This window comes from Faecalibacillus sp. H12 (genome assembly GCF_013361255.1).
In the GTDB taxonomy this organism is placed as follows: Bacteria; Bacillota_I; Bacilli_A; order Erysipelotrichales; family Coprobacillaceae; genus Faecalibacillus; species Faecalibacillus intestinalis.
On record NZ_JABWDK010000021.1, the window covers coordinates 1 to 17,907 of the forward strand.

General features: G+C 31.5%; 18 protein-coding genes and 1 pseudogene. 4 read left to right on the top strand and 15 right to left on the bottom strand.

Annotation, left to right across the window (positions count from 1 at the left end):
* Positions 1-71: 71 nt before the first annotated feature.
* Genes feoB through HUU89_RS11125 form a run of 3 tightly spaced genes read right to left on the bottom strand, consistent with a single transcriptional unit; the run spans position 72 to position 2,709 of the window.
* On the bottom strand, positions 72-2,246 hold the full coding sequence (feoB, locus tag HUU89_RS11115; RefSeq protein WP_175301785.1) for a ferrous iron transport protein B: 2,175 nt from the start codon (positions 2,244-2,246) through the stop codon (positions 72-74).
* Positions 2,247-2,264: 18 nt separating this feature from the next.
* Positions 2,265-2,483, bottom strand: a complete 219-nt coding sequence (locus HUU89_RS11120; RefSeq protein ID WP_022000741.1) for a ferrous iron transport protein A — start codon at positions 2,481-2,483, stop codon at positions 2,265-2,267.
* A 16-nt stretch (positions 2,484-2,499) separates the two neighbouring features.
* Entirely contained in the window at positions 2,500-2,709 is a 210-nt protein-coding gene (locus HUU89_RS11125; protein WP_048924941.1) for a ferrous iron transport protein A, read from the bottom strand.
* 227 nt (positions 2,710-2,936) lie between these two features.
* Here HUU89_RS11125 and HUU89_RS11130 point away from each other — a divergent pair, with 227 nt between their 5' ends.
* The 4 genes from HUU89_RS11130 to HUU89_RS11145 all read left to right on the top strand — a co-directional run bounded on the left by HUU89_RS11130 (position 2,937) and on the right by HUU89_RS11145 (position 6,209).
* The gene (locus HUU89_RS11130) at positions 2,937-3,302 is read left to right on the top strand and encodes a metal-dependent transcriptional regulator (protein ID WP_032089624.1); all 366 of its coding nucleotides are present in this window, start codon (positions 2,937-2,939) and stop codon (positions 3,300-3,302) included.
* A gap of 422 nt (positions 3,303-3,724) precedes the next feature.
* On the top strand, positions 3,725-4,696 hold the full coding sequence (locus HUU89_RS11135) for a hypothetical protein (RefSeq protein ID WP_175301786.1): 972 nt from the start codon (positions 3,725-3,727) through the stop codon (positions 4,694-4,696).
* Between the two features lie 2 nt (positions 4,697-4,698).
* The gene (locus HUU89_RS11140) at positions 4,699-5,376 is read left to right on the top strand and encodes a PspA/IM30 family protein (RefSeq protein ID WP_175301787.1); all 678 of its coding nucleotides are present in this window, start codon (positions 4,699-4,701) and stop codon (positions 5,374-5,376) included.
* Between the two features lie 65 nt (positions 5,377-5,441).
* Positions 5,442-6,209, top strand: coding sequence for a histidinol-phosphatase (locus HUU89_RS11145; protein ID WP_175301788.1), 768 nt, complete (start codon positions 5,442-5,444; stop codon positions 6,207-6,209).
* A gap of 33 nt (positions 6,210-6,242) precedes the next feature.
* Here the strand turns inward: HUU89_RS11145 and HUU89_RS15465 are convergent.
* The 12 genes and pseudogenes from HUU89_RS15465 to HUU89_RS11200 all read right to left on the bottom strand — a co-directional run bounded on the left by HUU89_RS15465 (position 6,243) and on the right by HUU89_RS11200 (position 17,890).
* A pseudogene (locus HUU89_RS15465) lies at positions 6,243-6,739 on the bottom strand (pyridoxamine 5'-phosphate oxidase family protein).
* A gap of 8 nt (positions 6,740-6,747) precedes the next feature.
* Positions 6,748-7,461: a chloride channel protein gene (locus HUU89_RS15095; protein ID WP_254697765.1), complete on the bottom strand. Its 714-nt coding sequence runs from the start codon at positions 7,459-7,461 to the stop codon at positions 6,748-6,750.
* Between the two features lie 64 nt (positions 7,462-7,525).
* Positions 7,526-8,314 carry a chloride channel protein gene (locus HUU89_RS15100; protein ID WP_254697766.1) on the bottom strand — a complete coding sequence of 263 codons (789 nt, stop codon included), beginning with the start codon at positions 8,312-8,314 and terminating at the stop codon, positions 7,526-7,528.
* Between the two features lie 76 nt (positions 8,315-8,390).
* The gene (locus tag HUU89_RS11160) at positions 8,391-9,173 is read right to left on the bottom strand and encodes a hypothetical protein (RefSeq protein WP_175301789.1); all 783 of its coding nucleotides are present in this window, start codon (positions 9,171-9,173) and stop codon (positions 8,391-8,393) included.
* A gap of 87 nt (positions 9,174-9,260) precedes the next feature.
* Positions 9,261-9,947, bottom strand: a complete 687-nt coding sequence (locus HUU89_RS11165; RefSeq protein WP_032089618.1) for a GntR family transcriptional regulator — start codon at positions 9,945-9,947, stop codon at positions 9,261-9,263.
* Between the two features lies 1 nt (position 9,948).
* Positions 9,949-10,941 carry an isocitrate/isopropylmalate dehydrogenase family protein gene (locus HUU89_RS11170; protein ID WP_175301790.1) on the bottom strand — a complete coding sequence of 331 codons (993 nt, stop codon included), beginning with the start codon at positions 10,939-10,941 and terminating at the stop codon, positions 9,949-9,951.
* Positions 10,941-12,860, bottom strand: a complete 1,920-nt coding sequence (locus HUU89_RS11175; RefSeq protein ID WP_175301791.1) for an aconitate hydratase — start codon at positions 12,858-12,860, stop codon at positions 10,941-10,943. Before HUU89_RS11175 ends, HUU89_RS11170 begins: the two co-directional genes overlap by 1 nt.
* A 166-nt stretch (positions 12,861-13,026) precedes the next feature.
* Positions 13,027-14,067 carry a M42 family metallopeptidase gene (locus tag HUU89_RS11180; protein ID WP_032089615.1) on the bottom strand — a complete coding sequence of 347 codons (1,041 nt, stop codon included), beginning with the start codon at positions 14,065-14,067 and terminating at the stop codon, positions 13,027-13,029.
* Between the two features lie 15 nt (positions 14,068-14,082).
* Entirely contained in the window at positions 14,083-15,069 is a 987-nt protein-coding gene (locus tag HUU89_RS11185; RefSeq protein WP_022001687.1) for an ABC transporter ATP-binding protein, read from the bottom strand.
* Positions 15,059-16,072, bottom strand: coding sequence for an ABC transporter ATP-binding protein (locus HUU89_RS11190; RefSeq protein ID WP_032089614.1), 1,014 nt, complete (start codon positions 16,070-16,072; stop codon positions 15,059-15,061). Before HUU89_RS11190 ends, HUU89_RS11185 begins: the two co-directional genes overlap by 11 nt.
* Positions 16,073-16,086: 14 nt before the next feature.
* The gene (locus HUU89_RS11195) at positions 16,087-16,956 is read right to left on the bottom strand and encodes an ABC transporter permease (protein ID WP_048924954.1); all 870 of its coding nucleotides are present in this window, start codon (positions 16,954-16,956) and stop codon (positions 16,087-16,089) included.
* A 1-nt stretch (position 16,957) separates the two neighbouring features.
* The gene (locus HUU89_RS11200) at positions 16,958-17,890 is read right to left on the bottom strand and encodes an ABC transporter permease (protein ID WP_032089613.1); all 933 of its coding nucleotides are present in this window, start codon (positions 17,888-17,890) and stop codon (positions 16,958-16,960) included.
* Positions 17,891-17,907: the final 17 nt, after the last annotated feature.

Consider the following 17,907-nt stretch of genomic DNA (forward strand, 5'->3'; position numbering starts at 1 on the left):
TAGCCATAATAAAAAGTGAACCTCCTAAGTTGTCCAACTTTTTCAGTTCACTTCAGTAATTCCGGATTTTATTATGCTTCAACTGATCTTGTAGAATAAACTTTTTGATCTTTATATGGATCAGGTCTAAATAACATATATAACATGAATGCAAGAACAACGAATGCAACAACTGTCCAGAATCCAAATGTTCCATATAATACTAATGAACCAATTTGATATACCATTAATGAAACAGCGTAAGCAAATACGTTTTGGAAGATAATTGCAAACCAGAACCATCTTCTATCATTCAATTCGTTAGCCATTGTTGAAATAGCAGCTAAACATGGTGAATCTAATAAGTTAAAGATTAAGAATGATAATGCAGCCATTGCAGTTGGGAACCATTGAGCTACACCAGCAGCAACGTTAACAGCATCTTCAGTATCTCCAGCAACATTAGCTAATACACCCATTGTAGAAACGATTGCTTCTTTAGCTGAGAATCCAGTTAATGATGAAGCAACTGATTGCCAGTTACCAAATCCAAGTGGAGCAAAGATTGGAGCAATAACATTACCAATAACAGCGATTAAACTATTAGCAGTATCATCAACCATACCAAATGATCCACCTTCAAATCCGAATGTAGATAAGAACCAAATAACGATACAAGCAACAACTAAAATTGTACCAGCTTTAATTAAGAATGCTTTTAATCTTTCCCATACGTGTAATAATACAGTTTTAACACTAGGAATATGATATTCTGGTAATTCCATTACGAATGGAGCAGGTTTACCAGAGAATGGTTTTGTTTTCTTTAAGATAATAGCAGAAACTAATACAGCAACAATACCTAAGAAATACATTGCAGGAGCAATCATTCCTCCAGCTTCCCAACCAGCAACTTTACCAGCCATAACTCCACCTAATAAAGCGATAACAGGTAATTTTGCACCACAAGGAATAAATGTAGCAGTCATAATAGTTAAACGTCTATCATTATCTTGTTCGATTGTTTTAGATGCCATAATAGCAGGAACACCACAACCAGAACCAATTAATAATGGAATAAAGCTTTTTCCAGATAAACCGAAATATCTAAATACTCTGTCCATGACGAATGCAATACGAACCATGTAACCACAATCTTCTAAGATTGATAAGAATAAGAATAAGATTGCCATTTGAGGTGCGAATCCGATAACTGCACCAACACCACCGATGATACCATCAACGATAACAGCAGATAATAAACCACTTGCTCCAACTGAACTTAAGAATCCAGATACAGCATCTTGAATAGCTACAACAAAGACATCATTTGTCCAGTCAGTAACGAATGTCCCAACAGTTGTAACTGAAATATAGTAAACAATATACATGATTAATAAGAAAATAGGAATTCCTAAGAATCTGTTTGTTACAATTTTATCAATTTTGTCAGAAATTGTTAATTTTTCTTTTGGTTTTTCAACAGTTGTTGAAATTATTTTTTGAATATAAGTATAACGACCATCAGTAACAATACTTTCCATATCGTCATCTAATTCAGTTTCTAAATCTTTTCTTAATGCATCAATAGTAGTTTTAGCTTGAGCATCTAAAACAATATGATTCATTACTTTTTCATCATTTTCTAAAACTTTAACAGCATACCATCTTTTTTTGTTAGCAGCAATTGTTTCAGATAAAGTAGGAACAACAGTATCAATTGCTTTTTCAAGTTTTTCACTGAAAATAGCTCCTGGTAATTGATGTTCACCTTGTTTAGCAACTTTAACAGCTTCAGCAATTAATTCTTTTAAACCTGTTCCTTTTAAAGCAGAAGTTTCAATAATAGGACATCCTAATACCATTGATAAACGTTTAGTGTCAATTTTTAAACCTCTTTTTTCAATTAAGTCCGCCATATTTAAAGCAACAACTACTGGAACCCCAGTTTCAATTAATTGAGTTGTTAAATATAAGTTTCTTTCAATATTAGTAGCGTCAACTAAGTCAATGATGACATCTGGATCTTCATTTAAAAGAAAATCACGGCTGACAACTTCTTCTAATGTATAAGGAGATAAAGAATAAATACCTGGTAAGTCAACAACAGTAATATTATCTTCTTTGTTTCCTTTTACTTTTCCTTCCTTCTTTTCTACAGTAACACCTGGCCAGTTACCAACATATTGATTAGCACCTGTTAATGCGTTAAACATTGTTGTTTTACCACAGTTAGGGTTACCTGCAAGCGCAAATTTAATATTCATTTTTAACTTTCCCCTCCGTTATTCAACTTCAACACATTGTGCATCGTTTTTTCTAACTGATAATTCATAACCTCTTACAGTAATTTCAACAGGATCTCCAAGAGGAGCAACTTTTCTAATATATAATTCTACCCCTTTAGTGATACCCATATCCATAATACGTCTTTTGTAAGCTCCATCACCTTCAATTTTCTTAACAGTGACAGTGCTACCAACTTCTACTTCATTAAGTTTCACAACACTTCCCCCTTTTCTACACCATGATACGTTTTGCCATATCTTCATTAATAGCAACGCGAGAATCCTTGATATTAACAATCACATTTCCCCCGATTGCCGAAACAACAGAAACTTCAGTGCCAACAACAAAACCAAGATTATTTAAAAATCTTCTCGTTTCTTCGTTCCCACCAATTCTTTTGATTTTACCGGTTTCTCCTATGTTTAACATTGTTAACGGCATCTTACTTACCTCCTCAAGAATTTGTCCTCGCTAACCACATTAGGTTATGCTAATTTGATTAGTATTCGCTAACTATAAGACATAAAATATAGTTAGACTTCTCTAACTTCAAATAGAATATACTTCATTTTAAAATAGATGTCAACCCTCTTTCAACAATTTACAACGTGCTTATTCATTGCTTATCTCGGTTAAAATATGATATAATACAGTAAGAGGTGATGCGCATGAATTTACAAGAATCAGGAGAAATGTATTTAGAAACGATTCTCGTCTTATCGAAAAAGAATAAAGATGTTCGTTCTATTGATATTGCAAGAGAACTTAATTATTCCAAACCGAGTGTTTCTCGTGCTATTGGTTTATTAAAAAAAGATGAATATATTATCGTAGATAGTAAAGGTTATATCGAATTAACTGATAAAGGTGCCGAAGTAGCAAACACAATTTATGATCGTCATGACACATTATCTTCATTTTTTGAAAGTATTGGTGTTTGCCACGATACCGCTGTTAATGATGCATGTCGAATTGAACATGTAATCTCTGATGAAACAATGAATAAAATCAAAGAACACATGAAACAAAAATAACTCTTCCTAGGAAGAGTTTTTATTTTATAAACAAAAAAAGGTAAGTGATCTTACCAAACTTTTGCTTCCCTTAATAATCTTATGATAGGAAAAAGGAATTTGGCTAATTTAAGTTAAATAAATCATAAGACAATTAAACGAATAGTATTGCAGCAACGATGACACTAATTTGTAAAGCAAGAGCCATCAAGCTGCGCTTGAATTTCTTTTTCATAGCTCTTCAACCTTTCTGTGAGTTATCCCTCGCTAACTACAACTATATGTTAGCATAGGCTAACCTATATGTCAATAAATATTACATACTTTTTTATATTTATTCTTTTTATCATTTATTGAACTAAAATCTTTATAATATATCTTTTCTAAAAAGATTCATGTATAATATTTATAATAAAACTCAATAAAGAAAGAGAGGTGAAAGTATGCCAAGACCTGGAACTAGTGGAGGAGGTCATCGTTCATCTGGAGGACATTCAAGTGGTCGTGTAGGTGGTGGACATCATGTAGGTAGTTCAAGCAGACCAACAAGAAGTAGAAGTTCATCGCATGGATTTGGTGGAGGTTATCATCGTCAACCCCCACCACCAAGAGGAGGCTACCATGGTTACCATGGCTATCGAAGAAATGTTTATACAAGTTCATCAAGTGGTTTAGGAACTTTGATTGCTTGTGTAATTGTTTTCGCAGTTGTTATTTTTAGCTTTTTTATGATTGCTAGTGATGATAGTGACGTCGCATCAACAATTAATAGGGAAAAGATTGAAAATCCTGTTGCTTATGACAATAACTGTATCAGAGATGAATTAGGATATATTGAAAATCAAGGGAAACTTTCAAAGAATCTTAAAAACTTTTACAACAAAACAGGAATTCAACCTTATATTTATTTAAAGAGCTATGATGAAACACTTACAAGTGATAGTCAAAAAGATGATTATGCACAAAGCTGGTATGAACAAAACATTGATAATGAAGATACTTTCTTATTTGTTTACTATGAAGATCAAGATCCTAATGAAATAGGTTATATGGCTTATGTTAACGGGAAACAGGTAACTTCGGTAATGGATGGTGAAGCTGTTAATATTTTTTGGAACTACATAGATCGTTATTGGACAGATGATTCACTTTCTACAGTAGAGGTATTTACAAAGACCTTTAATTCAACAGCAGATACGATTATGGAAAAATCAACAACTTCTAATGATATTATTAAAATTATTTGTATTATTGTAGGTATTGTCATTGTTATCGGTGGAATTATTTATATTTTACGTATGAAATTCAAACGTGATAAAGAAAAAGCAAAAGAAACAATTGAAATTTTAAAAACACCTCTTGATAAATCTGATGATTTAAGAGATAAATACTTAAATGAAGAAGGGAAAGAATAATTATGGGAATTTTAACAAGATTTACAGACATCATGAAAAGTAACATTAATGCTTTATTAGACAAATGTGAAGATCCAGCAAAAATGATTGATCAAACATTAAGAGATTTAAGAGAAGATCTTGCTGAAGTCAAAAAAGAAACAGCAAACATTATTGCTGATGCTAAAAGTGCTGATCGACAAGTTAAAGAATGTGTAGAAGAGATCACTAAATATACAACTGCTGCACAAAATGCATTAAAAGCAGGTAATGAAGATGATGCAAGAACATTGATTGCTAAAAAACAACAATATGAAAGCAATCTTGTTTCATACAAAAAAACACAAGAACTTACTCATGCCAATGCTGATAAAATGCGTCAAATGCATGATAAATTAGTAAACGATATCGAAACATTAGAAGCAAGAAGAGATGCTATTAAAGCAACAGTTGCTTCTGCTAAAGCTCAAGAACATATTAATAAAATTGTTTCTGGTGGAGATAAAGCAAAATCTTCTATGGAATCATTTGAACGCTATGAAAAGAAAGCTGAAAAAATGTTAGATGCTGCAACTGCTGAAGCAGAATTAAACGCTCATACAAGTGCTGCTTCTACTCTTGCTGATAAGTATACATCAAACGGTAGTGACGCTTCTGTTGAAGATGAATTAGCTGCTATGAAAGCGAAACTTGGATTATAATAATGGCTTGGAATATACATTTGTATATTCCTTTTTTTGTATTATAATATTTTCGAGGTGAAACCATGAATAAAAATAATTATCATACCCATACCACGAGATGCTATCACGCTAGTGGAAAAGATGAAGAATATGTAAAAGCAGCTATTAAAGCTGGCATCAAAGAATTAGGATTTTCTGATCATACACCTTGGCATTATGATTCTTCTTTTAAAGCAACAATGCGTATGCCTGAAAGTCAATTAGATGATTATATTGAAAGCATTCGTTATCTTAAAGAAAAATATAAAGATCAAATTTCTATTTTAATTGGATTAGAATGTGAATATTTTGAAAGATATATGCCTTGGCTTGAAAAGATGTTAAAAGATAAACAAATTGATTACATTATTTTAGGAAATCATTACTATGAAACAGATGAACTTCATCAATACTTTGGAAGTCCTGTCAATGAATACTATTTAAAAGCTTATGTAGATCATTGTATTAAAGCAATCGATACAGGTCTTTATAGTTATATAGCTCATCCTGATCTTGTTTACTATGATAAAGATTCAAAACTTTATCAAGAAGAAATGTCACGTTTATGTGATTATGCTAAAGAAAAAGATATGCCTTTAGAATTTAATCTTTTAGGGTTTATGTCTGGTAGACATTATCCTAATGAATCTTTTTGGAAAATTGCTAGTAAATATCAAAATAAAGCCATCATTGGTTTTGATGCCCATAGCCCTGATGCCCTTTTAAAAGACGATATCTATCAACAAGCCTTCAATTATCTTTCTTCTTTAGATGTTGAACTGATTGATACTATTAAGACATTAAAAAAATAAGGACAATGTCCTTACAAAAAAACTATCAAGAATCTAAAACAGATCTTGATAGTTTTTATTAACAAGTTCAATTGCTTGTTTTCCTGAAATATGTTCAATAGTAATTTCTATGCAACAAAGAGCTTTCCATTCTCTTTGTATTTCTTTTTCAACAGTAACTTCATCTTCATTATATTTCAAACCTAATGTTTCAATCGCATGATAGATTTCATCATCTTCTTATAAGATTCTTGCTTTTCCAAAAAGAATGACACTTCTAAAATAGGTTGTTAATTCTTCTTCAATGACATCTTCTTGATCAATAATACTCATTGATACTTTCGGATTATTCTTAATAGCATCTATTTTATGTCCTTCTTTAGCACCATGAAAATAGATTTTTCCATCTTCATAAACAAAATTCATCGGTACTGAATAAGGATAACCATCATCCCCTGATAAAGCAAGCGTGGCTGTTTTGGCACGTCTTAAAATATCTAAACATTGTTTTTCGGTTAGCTCTTGTTTTTTTTTCTCATTTTTCTAAACATATCATCACCTATATTTCTAATGTAAAGAATTTATGTAAAATATCTTTTGTTACTTCTCTATTTTCTTTATTCACTAAGATTGTCAGATGATCTCCTAAATGTAAAACGGTATCCCCACGAGGAACAATTTCTTCAATTCCTCGATTAATTGAAATAATGACACATTCTTTCGGTAAGCCTAAATCTTTAATTGGTTGATCTAAACAACATGAACCAAGTTCAATTGAATAATGAAGAATTTCTTTTTCTTCAAGTGAAATTTCATGATTGCCATTTTTGATCATACGGTTTAATAAACTATGATAAATAGGTTCACATCTTAGCATATTTGCTACAATATAGCCGACAAAACTACATACAGCAATTGGTAAAAATTGTGATAAACTACCACACATTTCAGCAATTAAAACAATGCCTGTAATCGGTGCACGAACAATACTTGCAAAAAGTCCTGCCATCGCTACAACTATAAAGTTATTAAAATACATAGCTGGTACACCACAATAAGTTGTAACAACAAGAGCATATCCACAACCTATTAAACTTCCAAGAACTAATAGTGGAAAGAAAATACCTCCAGGAGCTCCTGATCCAAAAGAAATCAATGAAAAAATAAACTTCATAGCCAAGAGCAATAAAACAGAACTTAAAACATAATTTCCTTCATGAAGTAAATCAATAATATGATGTCCTCCACATAAAACATCTGGATAGAAAATCATAAATCCAATAGAAATAATTAAAGGAATATAAATCTTTTGATTATTCTTTAAAAAAGTGATTTTATCATAAAGTTTTTATATCAAACATTGTTGTTTTATTATAAAGCACACCTAATAAACCTGCAATAATTCCTAAGATGATTAAAAATCCATATTGACCTAAAGGCAAACTTTCAACAAGTGGAAAATAAAGAGATGGTGTCATCCCAAAAATATTTTTACTAATAAAATCTCCTGTAAGTGAAGCAACCATAACAGTTACTAAGGCAAGTGGTGAAAAGTTTTTATGAATTTCTTCTAAGGCAAACAAGACACCAGCTAATGGTGCATTAAATGCAGCCGAAAGCCCTGCTGCTGCCCCACATGTCAAAAGATACTTTTCTTCTAATTTCATTCTTTTAAATACAGAAGCTAGTCCTTTTCCAATCATAGCTCCTAATTGAATACTTGGCCCTTCTCTACCAAGAGATAAACCGCCAACTATTGAAAGTGTTCCTGCTATCATTTTAGCAAGGATGACCTTATACCATTTTTCGTCTATTTGATCAATCATTTCAGCTTCTACCTGTGGAATTCCACTTCCTGAAATATAAGATTCATATTTTAATAATTTAGAAATAATAAAACCAATCATTAAAATACAAATGATCCAAATACATAAATGAAATGTATTATTTTTAATATAATCGACAACAAAATAGGCAATCTTTTCACCATAAGATAACATCAATCTATAAATAACTGCCACAACCCCTGCTAATATACCAACAATAAAGCCTTCTAATAATACAATATTATCAAATCGACTTTTTGAACTTAAAAAACGTGCAATTGAAAACTCTTTTCTTTCCATAACTCTCCTCCCAATTCGATTTTTATTATAACACTTTGTCAAAAAAAAAAGAAACTGTACCATGATTTCTGTATGGTTAATGAATATAGTTTTTCATAATAATACAATAAGCACCTAATAAGCTTAACCATATTAATCCCATATAGACCATATACTTGGTATGATCGCCTGTTTTTACTTTTGTATTTGTATTTTCTTTTTTCGTTTCTTGTGATGTTTCTATTTTAATGTTTTGTAATTCTGGGGTCATTTCTAAAACGTTAGAATACCAAATAGTACCTCCTTCTAATTCATCAACATTTATTGACTCAAGAGGAAGATCAATTGTTTTTCCATTAATGATTAGCTTTGTATTTTTATCAAAATAGTAATTTTCATTATATCCTTTATCATTTAATTTAAGATATATACTATAGACATATTTTGTATTTTCTTTAAAGAAATCAATAAGATTTCCCCCGCTTCCTTTTTGGCTACCATAGCGTTTATTCCAATATGATGAAGAAGTAATACTACCTAACCCTCCTAAAAAAAGAAATAAGACAAGTCCCGTTATAAGTGTAAGAGGATAGATTGGATGTAAATAAAAAATGGTAATCAGTCCAATAATAGTGGTACTGATTACGATACATATTTTACGAGATAATCCTTTAAAATAACGATTATATAAGGGATATAAAATAAATCCTAGATAACTCATTCCTAATACATAATTTTGTGATAAAACAACTCTATTTTCAGAAACTAAAAGAGAAATCATGTCAACAAATAAATACTCTATTCCTAGAAAAATAAAAGTAAAGATTGACATCAATGCGATTGCTTTTAGATAATTACTTCTTTCTTTAAACGTATTCAAAACATCATCTCCTTTTTTCAGTTTCTTAAAATAACACATTTTTTAAGAATTACAATTTATAAAAAAGAGAGGTTGCCCTCTCTCGCGCTATTCTTCTGTTGCTTCGTCTTTTTCATCATAGTAATTTCTTACCAATGATTGTGTTTTTCTAATATGTTTTTCTACATTTGCTTTTGCAAGTGCTTTATCTTTCTTTACAATCGCTTCATAAATTTCTTTATGTTCTTGTGCTGCCTCAATTAAACGATTTGGTTGTTTAATTGAATGTCTGGAAGTAACATGAATATAATAGTTAATATCTGACAATAATTGTTCAAAATATTGTGAATGAGTTGCTCTATAAATAGCTTCATGGAAATCAATGTTTACTTCTGTAAATCTTTCTTGATCATTTTTTTCAGCATAGAATTCTAATAAATCATAGATTTCTTTAATTCTATCTAATTCTTCTTGAGTAACACGATCAATAGCAAGTTGTACAGATAAACTTTCTAAAACAACACGAATTTCTAACATATCATCAATATCTCTTGATGAAAAACCTAATACATAAACTCCTTTATTAGGAATACTTTTAACTAATCCTTCTAACTCTAATTGTTTTAAAGCTTCTCTAATAGGTGTTCTAGAAATATTTAGTTCTTTAGAAAGAACAACTTCATTTAATTTTTGTCCTTTTTCATATTCTTCATTTAAAATCTTATCTCTTAAAATACAAAAGATACGATGTCCTAAGGAACCATGTCCTGCATTTTCTAAAATATTTTTTTTCATACTATAACCTATCTATAATTGCTTGCGTGAATTCCTTTGTAGAAGCATGTCCACCAATATCACGCGTTACAATTTTTCCCTCTTCTACGACTTTTGAAAGTGCATCACGTAGTCTATTTGCTTGATCATTTTGTCCTAAGGCTTCTAACATTAACGCAAACGCTAAAAGAAGAGCACTTGGATTGGCAATGCCTTGTCCTGCAATATCAGGAGCACTACCATGAACAGCTTCATAAATACGGTATTCATCTCCAATATTTCCACTAGGAGCAAATCCTAATCCACCTACTAAACCTGCACATAAATCAGAAACAATATCTCCATATAAATTAGGAGCAACCAATACATCAAATGTTTCTGGTCTTAAAACAAGCTGCATACACATATTATCAATGATTACTTCTTGTTTTTTTATTTCTGGATAATCTTTACCTACATTTCTAAAACATTCTAAGAATAATCCATCTGTAAATTTCATAATATTCGCTTTATGAATGGCTGTGACTTTTTTTCTACCATTTGCTTTTGCATATTCAAAAGCATAACGACAAATTTTTTCACTTGCTTCTCTAGTAATTAATTTAATACCATGAGCAACATCATCACCCACCATATATTCAATACCTTTATAAAGATCTTCGGTATTTTCACGAATCATAACTAAATCAATATTTTCATATTTAGAATCAATTCCTTTAAAAGAACGAATTGGTCTAACATTAGCATATGTCGCAAATTTTTGTCTTAAAGCAACATTGACACTTCTAAATCCTGTACCAATAGGTGTTGCTGTTGGACCTTTTAATGCCCATTTATATTCTTTAATAGCATCTACAAGTCCTGGTTCAAAGACTTCTTTTGTTTTAGCAGCATATTCTGCACCTGCTTGATATTCTACCCATTCAATATCTAAATTCATAGCTTTTGTAATGTCAACAACACTTTGTGAAATTTCTTTTCCAATTCCATCACCTGGAATTAATACTGCTTTCATTAAAAGTCACCTCCTAATTCTTTAATTGCATTTAATAGACCACCATATTGAATCATTGTTTTTTCTCTTGGTGATAATTTTAATTTTGCGGTAATTGTTTGATTATTTGTTTTATTGATAACAGTAATATCTTTATTACTTTCAACACTATCTAATAAATAAATTAATTCATATTCATCTTGATCATTAAAGAAATCGTAATCTTTTTGATTAATAACAAGTGGTAAAATACCATTATTAATTAAGTTCGAACGATGAATTCTTGCAAATGAAATAGCAAAAATTGCTTTGATCTTTAAATAATTAGGAACAAGGGCTGCATGTTCACGTGAAGAACCTTGACCATAGTTATCTCCACCAACAATAAATCCTCCACCATTTTCAATGCATCTATTATAGAATTGATCATCTACTTTACAGAAAGAGAATTTAGCAAGATGTGGCACATTACTTCTATATGGGAGTAATTTAGAATCAGATGGCACAATATGATCTGTAGAAATATTATCTCCTACTTTTAAACATACTTTACCTTTAAATGTATCTGGTAATTTATCTCCTCGAGGAACTGGTTTAATATTTGGTCCCATATAAACTTCATTTTGAGGATCATATTCATCAATAAAGAAATTCTTATTCTTCACAAATGGTGTATTTTCAATATCGTCTAAATACATATCATCTTCAAATTCATCCGTTAAATATCCTTTGATTGCACTTAAAGCAGCAACTTCAGGTGATACTAAATAAACACTAGCATCATTTGTTCCTGAACGTCCTTTAAAGTTACGGTTGATAGTTCTAAGTGAAACACCTTTAGAAAGTGGTGCTTGCCCCATACCGATGCATGGTCCACAACCACATTCAAGAATTCTTGCCCCAGAGGCAATCATATCCGCTAAAGCTCCACATTTAGAAAGCATTGCTAGAATACTAGAAGAACCTGGAGCAATAACAAGTGATACATGAGTTGCTACTCTTCTTCCTTTTAAGATTTTAGCTGCTTTTAACATATCTGGAAGTGATGAGTTTGTACATGAACCAATCACTACTTGATTGATTTTCATTCCTCTTAATTCACTTACTGGTACAACAGCATCTGGACTATGTGGTTTAGCAGTTAATGGTACTAATTTTGATAAATCAACGGTGATTTCTTCATCATATGTAGCATCTTCATCTGCTTTTAATTCAACATAATCTTCTTCTCTTCCTTGTTGAATTAAATATTCTTTAGTAATTTCATCTGTTGGAAAGACAGAAGTCGTTGCTCCTAATTCAGCACCCATATTGCAAATAGTTGCACGATCTGTTAATGATAATTCTTTTAAACCTTCTCCAGTGTATTCAATAATCTTATTGACTCCACCTTTGACAGATAATTGTTGTAAAATATATAAAATAACATCTTTAGCCGAAGCCCATTTTGCTTTTTTACCCACTAAATTTACTTTAACAACACTTGGACATTGTAAATAATATGTACCTGTTGCCATTGCTACAGCGACATCTAATCCTCCTGCCCCAATAGCAATCATTCCCATCGCACCACATGTTGGTGTATGTGAATCAGAACCTACTAATGTTTTTCCTGGTTTTGCAAAGTTTTCTAATTGCAATTGATGGCAAACACCATTTCCTGGTTTAGAAAAAGTAATTCCGTGTTTTTTTGCTACACTACGAATAAACTCATGATCATCCATGTTTTCAAATCCTGTTTGTAACATATTATGATCAATATATGCAACTGCCTTTTCAACCGCTACATGTTCAATTCCCATTGCCTCTAATTGTAAATAAGCCATTGTCCCTGTTGAATCTTGAGTTAATGTTTGATCAATTTGAATCCCTATTTGTTGACCAGCGACTAACTCACCACTTTTAAGTTTAGCACTTAAGATTTTATACGCTAAATTCATTATTCTACGTCCCCCTTATTACGATTGTATACAATTATACATTTCATGTGTATTATTGTAAATACATTCTAAGCAAATAAAGGGATTTTTTTACGTATATTCCATTAAAATTGTATATTGTATACAGTTATCAATCATTTAAAAAGGGAGCAAAAGCTCCGCTTTTTTATAAATCTAAGGCATATGCAATCGCAAGTTTTGTTGTATCTACGATTGAATCAATATGACAACGTTCTTTACCATGTGAATTGATCACAGCCATACCAAATGCTGCAGCATAAACATTATTACCTGCACGAATTGCAGCATTAGCGTCTGTTCCATAATGGAAGAAAACATCAACACAATAATTTAAGTTTGTTTTTTTAGCTTGGTTGATAATTCTTGTAGTAAGTTCTCTATCATATGGAGAATAGTTATCTTTAGCACAGATACTTACTGTTTTTTCATCAGCATGATAATCAGGCCCAATTAATCCAATATCTAAAGCAACATATTCTTCTACTTCTTCTGGTACATAAGCTCCACCATGTCCGATTTCTTCATAAATTGGGAAAGCTAATAATGTACGATATTTTGGTTTTAAGTTATTTCTTTTGAAGTAAGCCATTACTTCAATTAAAGCAGCAACAGCAGCTTTATCATCAATATAACGCGAAACAACATATCCTGATGGTGTATATTCAAAATGAGGATCTACAGAGATCACATCACCATGATCAATACCTAAAGCCATAACTTCTTCTTTAGAATGAACATCTTCATGTAAGATAACTTCCATATGGTCTTCATCTCTTGGCATTGTTCTAGCATCTTCAAATACATGAACTGAGTGAGCTTTACAAATAACCATACCTCTATATTTACGTCCATCTCTTGTAATAATAGTAACGCCTTCACCTTCCATACTATGGTAGTTAACGCCACCTAATTGTCTTACAATTAAATGACCGTTATCATCAATATGACGAATAACTAAACCAATTGTATCTAAGTGAGCACCCATACATACTGTTTTAGAATTATCTTCACCTTCTAAAGTAATGTAAGCTGTTCTTTTACGATCATAAGTCACTTCATAACCAAATTCAGCTGCTTTTTTTTCTAATAAAGCACCAACTTCTTCATAATAACTTACTGGACTTGGTACATTAATAAATTCTTCACATAATTCAACTAATTCTTTTTTGTCAATATTCATTTCCATTTTATAATACCTCTTTTACTTTTTATCATATAAATGACATGCGCAGAAATGACCTGGTTCTACTTCTTTAAAATCGGGTCTATCTGTTTTACAAATATCCATTACTTTCGGACATCTTGTACAGAAACGACATCCTTTTGGTGGGTTGGCTGGACTTGGCACATCGCCACCTAATATTTGTTTATCTTCGATTCTTTCTTTTCCAATTCTTGGAATTGCTGAAAATAGTGCTTGAGTATAAGGATGTAATGGTTTGGCATAAAGTGATTCAGTATCTGCCATTTCCATCATATTACCTAAATACATAACCCCTACTCTATCAGCAATATGTTTTACAACACTTAAGTCATGGGAAATGAAGATATAAGCAATACCCATTTTTTCTTGTAATTCATTTAATAAATTAATGATTTTTGCTTGAATTGAAACATCTAACGCTGAAACAGGTTCATCACAAATAATCAATTTTGGTTGTAAAGCAATTGCACGGGCAATCCCAATACGTTGTCTTTGTCCTCCTGAAAATTCATGAGGATAACGATACATGTAATCTAAATTTAAACCAACTTGCTTCATAACTTCCACAACACGTGCATCACGTTCTTCTTTTGTTTTATAACATTTAGCGATATCAATTGGTTCAGCAATAATATCTTTAACTGTCATACGTGGATTTAAAGAAGCATAAGGATCTTGGAAAATCAATTTGATTTTATCACGTGCTTCTTGTAATTCTTTACCTTTTAAGCTTGTAAAATCTTGACCATCTAAGATAACCTTTCCTTCAGTTGGTTCAATTAGACGGATTACACTTTTACCCATTGTTGATTTACCACATCCAGATTCACCAACAATCCCAAAAGTTTCTCCTATTTTAACATCAAAGCTAATATCATCTACCGCTTTAACAACACTTTTTTTACCTCTTAAAGAAGATGATTTAATAGAATAATATTTCTTTAAATGTTCTACTTTTAATAAAACGTCTTGATTATTTTCCATTTTCTACATCCTCCTTATTCCATCTTTCATGATATTTCCAACAACGAACTAAATGGTTTTCACCATGTTCCATCATTGCTGGACATTCTTGATGACAGATTTCTTTAGCGTGTTTACAACGTGGTGCGAAGAAACATCCTTTTGGAAGTTCATAAAGCATTGGTACAGAACCAGGAATAACTTCCAATTCTTCTTGATCATCGCTATCGATATCAGGAATTGATCTTCTTAGACCAATAGTATAAGGGTGTAAAGGATTTTTAAATAAATCTTCTACATTTGTATATTCTACGATCTTACCTGCATACATAACGATTACGTTATCTGCCATTTCTGAAATAACACCCATATCATGTGTAATTAATAATACGGCTGTATTTAATTCTTTTTTCATTTTATTAATTAATTTTAAGATTTGTGCTTGAATAGTCACATCTAATGCTGTTGTCGGTTCATCACAAATCAATAATGATGGATTACAAGAAAGTGCCATCGCAATCATGATTCTTTGTCTCATCCCTCCAGATAATTGATGAGGACAAGAAGCAAATACTTTTTCAGGCATTGGAATACCTACAAGTTTAATCATTTCTAAAGCACGTTCTTTAGCTTCTTGTTTACTCATTTTTTCATGAGTTAAAACAGCTTCCATAATTTGTTTTCCAACAGTAATAACTGGATTTAAGGATGTCATTGGCTCTTGGAAAATCATTGAGATTTCTTTACCACGAATATCTCTCATTTCTTTAGGAGATTTCTTTAATAAATCTTCTCCTTTATACATAATTTCACCAGCAGTAATTTTACCTGGAGGAGATGGAATTAATTGCATTAATGATAAAGCTGTCATACTTTTACCACAACCAGATTCTCCAACTACTCCTAAAGTTTCTCCTGGTTTGATACTAAAACTTACTTCTTGTACAGCAGGAAGCGCTCCACGATCTGTAAAGAAGGTAATACCAAGATCTTTGACTTCTAATAATTCTTTATTTTCACTCATATCTTTTCCCCTTTTTACGATCTTAATTTTGGATCAAGCGCATCTCTTAATCCATCACCTAACATATTGAACGCTAATACTGTAATAATAATAGCTAAACCTGGAATTACTGAATAGTATGTTGCACTACGAATATATGGTTGTGAAAAACTAATCATTGAACCCCAGCTTGCCATTGGTGCTTTAACACCTAAACCTAAGAAGCTTAATGATGCCTCTGACATAATTGCATTTGGAATACCTAATGTTACAGTAACGATTAATGTTGATAAACAGTTAGGTAATAAATGTTTCATGATAATTCTAAAACTATTTCCACCGCTGACTTTACATGCATCGATGTATTCCATCTTTTTAAGACGCATAACATCCCCACGGATAAGTCTGGCTGTTGAAGCCCAACCTAAAAGACCGAGCGCTAAGTAAAGGTTAATTAAACCTGGTCCTAAAACAAACATGATTGCCATCGCAAATAATAAGAATGGAAAAGATGAAAATACTTGAATTAAAAATGAAATAACAGAATCTACTTTTCCACCATAATATCCGGCACAAACACCCATTGTATAACCAATAACTGTCGCGATAATTTGTGAAATGATACCAACACTTAAAGAAACACGGCATCCATAAATAATTCTTGAGAAAATATCTCTTCCTAAATCATCTGTACCAAACCAATGTTGTCCGCAAGGTTTCATTAAACGATCTGTAAGAACTTGTTTGTTTGGATCATAAGGAGCAATCAATGGTGCAAATAAAGCAATTAAGCATAAAAGAATAACGATGAATAAACATACCATTGCTACTTTATTTTTCTTGAAAATGTTCCAACTGATTGACCAATAACTTTGATATGTTTGATCTTTTTTCTTTTTAAACATTTTATGATGACTCCTTTCCTAAACGAATTCTTGGATCGACTACTGTATAAAGTAAATCAACTACTAAATACATAATGACACAAATAACCGCAATATACATAACGCCACCTTGGACGATTGGTAAATCACGTGTATTAATACTATCTACTAACATTTTTCCAATTCCAGGAATTGAAAATACAGATTCTACTAAGACAGATCCTGTTAAGATGTTTCCTAAATCAGATCCTGCAATTGTAATGATTGGAATTAACGCATTACGTAAAGCGTGTTTAATTGTAACAACCCAACCTTTTAAACCTTTAGCTTCAGCTGTACGAATGTAATCTTGTGATAAAACATCTAACATACTTGTTCTTGTAATACGAGCAATACTTGCTGCATATCTTGTACCTAAGGCAATACCTGGTAAGATAAATGATTTAAAACTATCAATACCTGATAAAGGTAATAGATTAAATTTCAAACAGATAACAATTTGTAAGATGATAGCAATCCAGAATGCGGGAGCTGAAATACCAAATACAGAAATTGTCATTAAAACCGAATCAACCCATTTACCATGATTAACGGCAGCCACAACACCTACTACTACCCCTAAAGCAACAGCTAATATATAAGCAATACCAGCAAGTTTAGCCGTTACTAAAAATGAACTTGTTAAAATATCAATTACTGGTTTATTTTGGAAATATGATGTTCCAAAGTTCCCTTGAAGCATATTTCCTAACCAACTGAAATATTGAATATAAATTGGTTGGTCTAATCCCATTTCATGTGTAACACGTGCAATCGTTGCTTGATCAGCGAACTCACCTAACATGATTTCAACTGGATTACCAGGCACAATGTTTAACACAAAGAATGTGATTAACGAAATACAAAAAACGACACCAATAGCTTGTAATACACGTTTTAGTAAATACTTCGCCATATTTTTCCTCCTTTTTC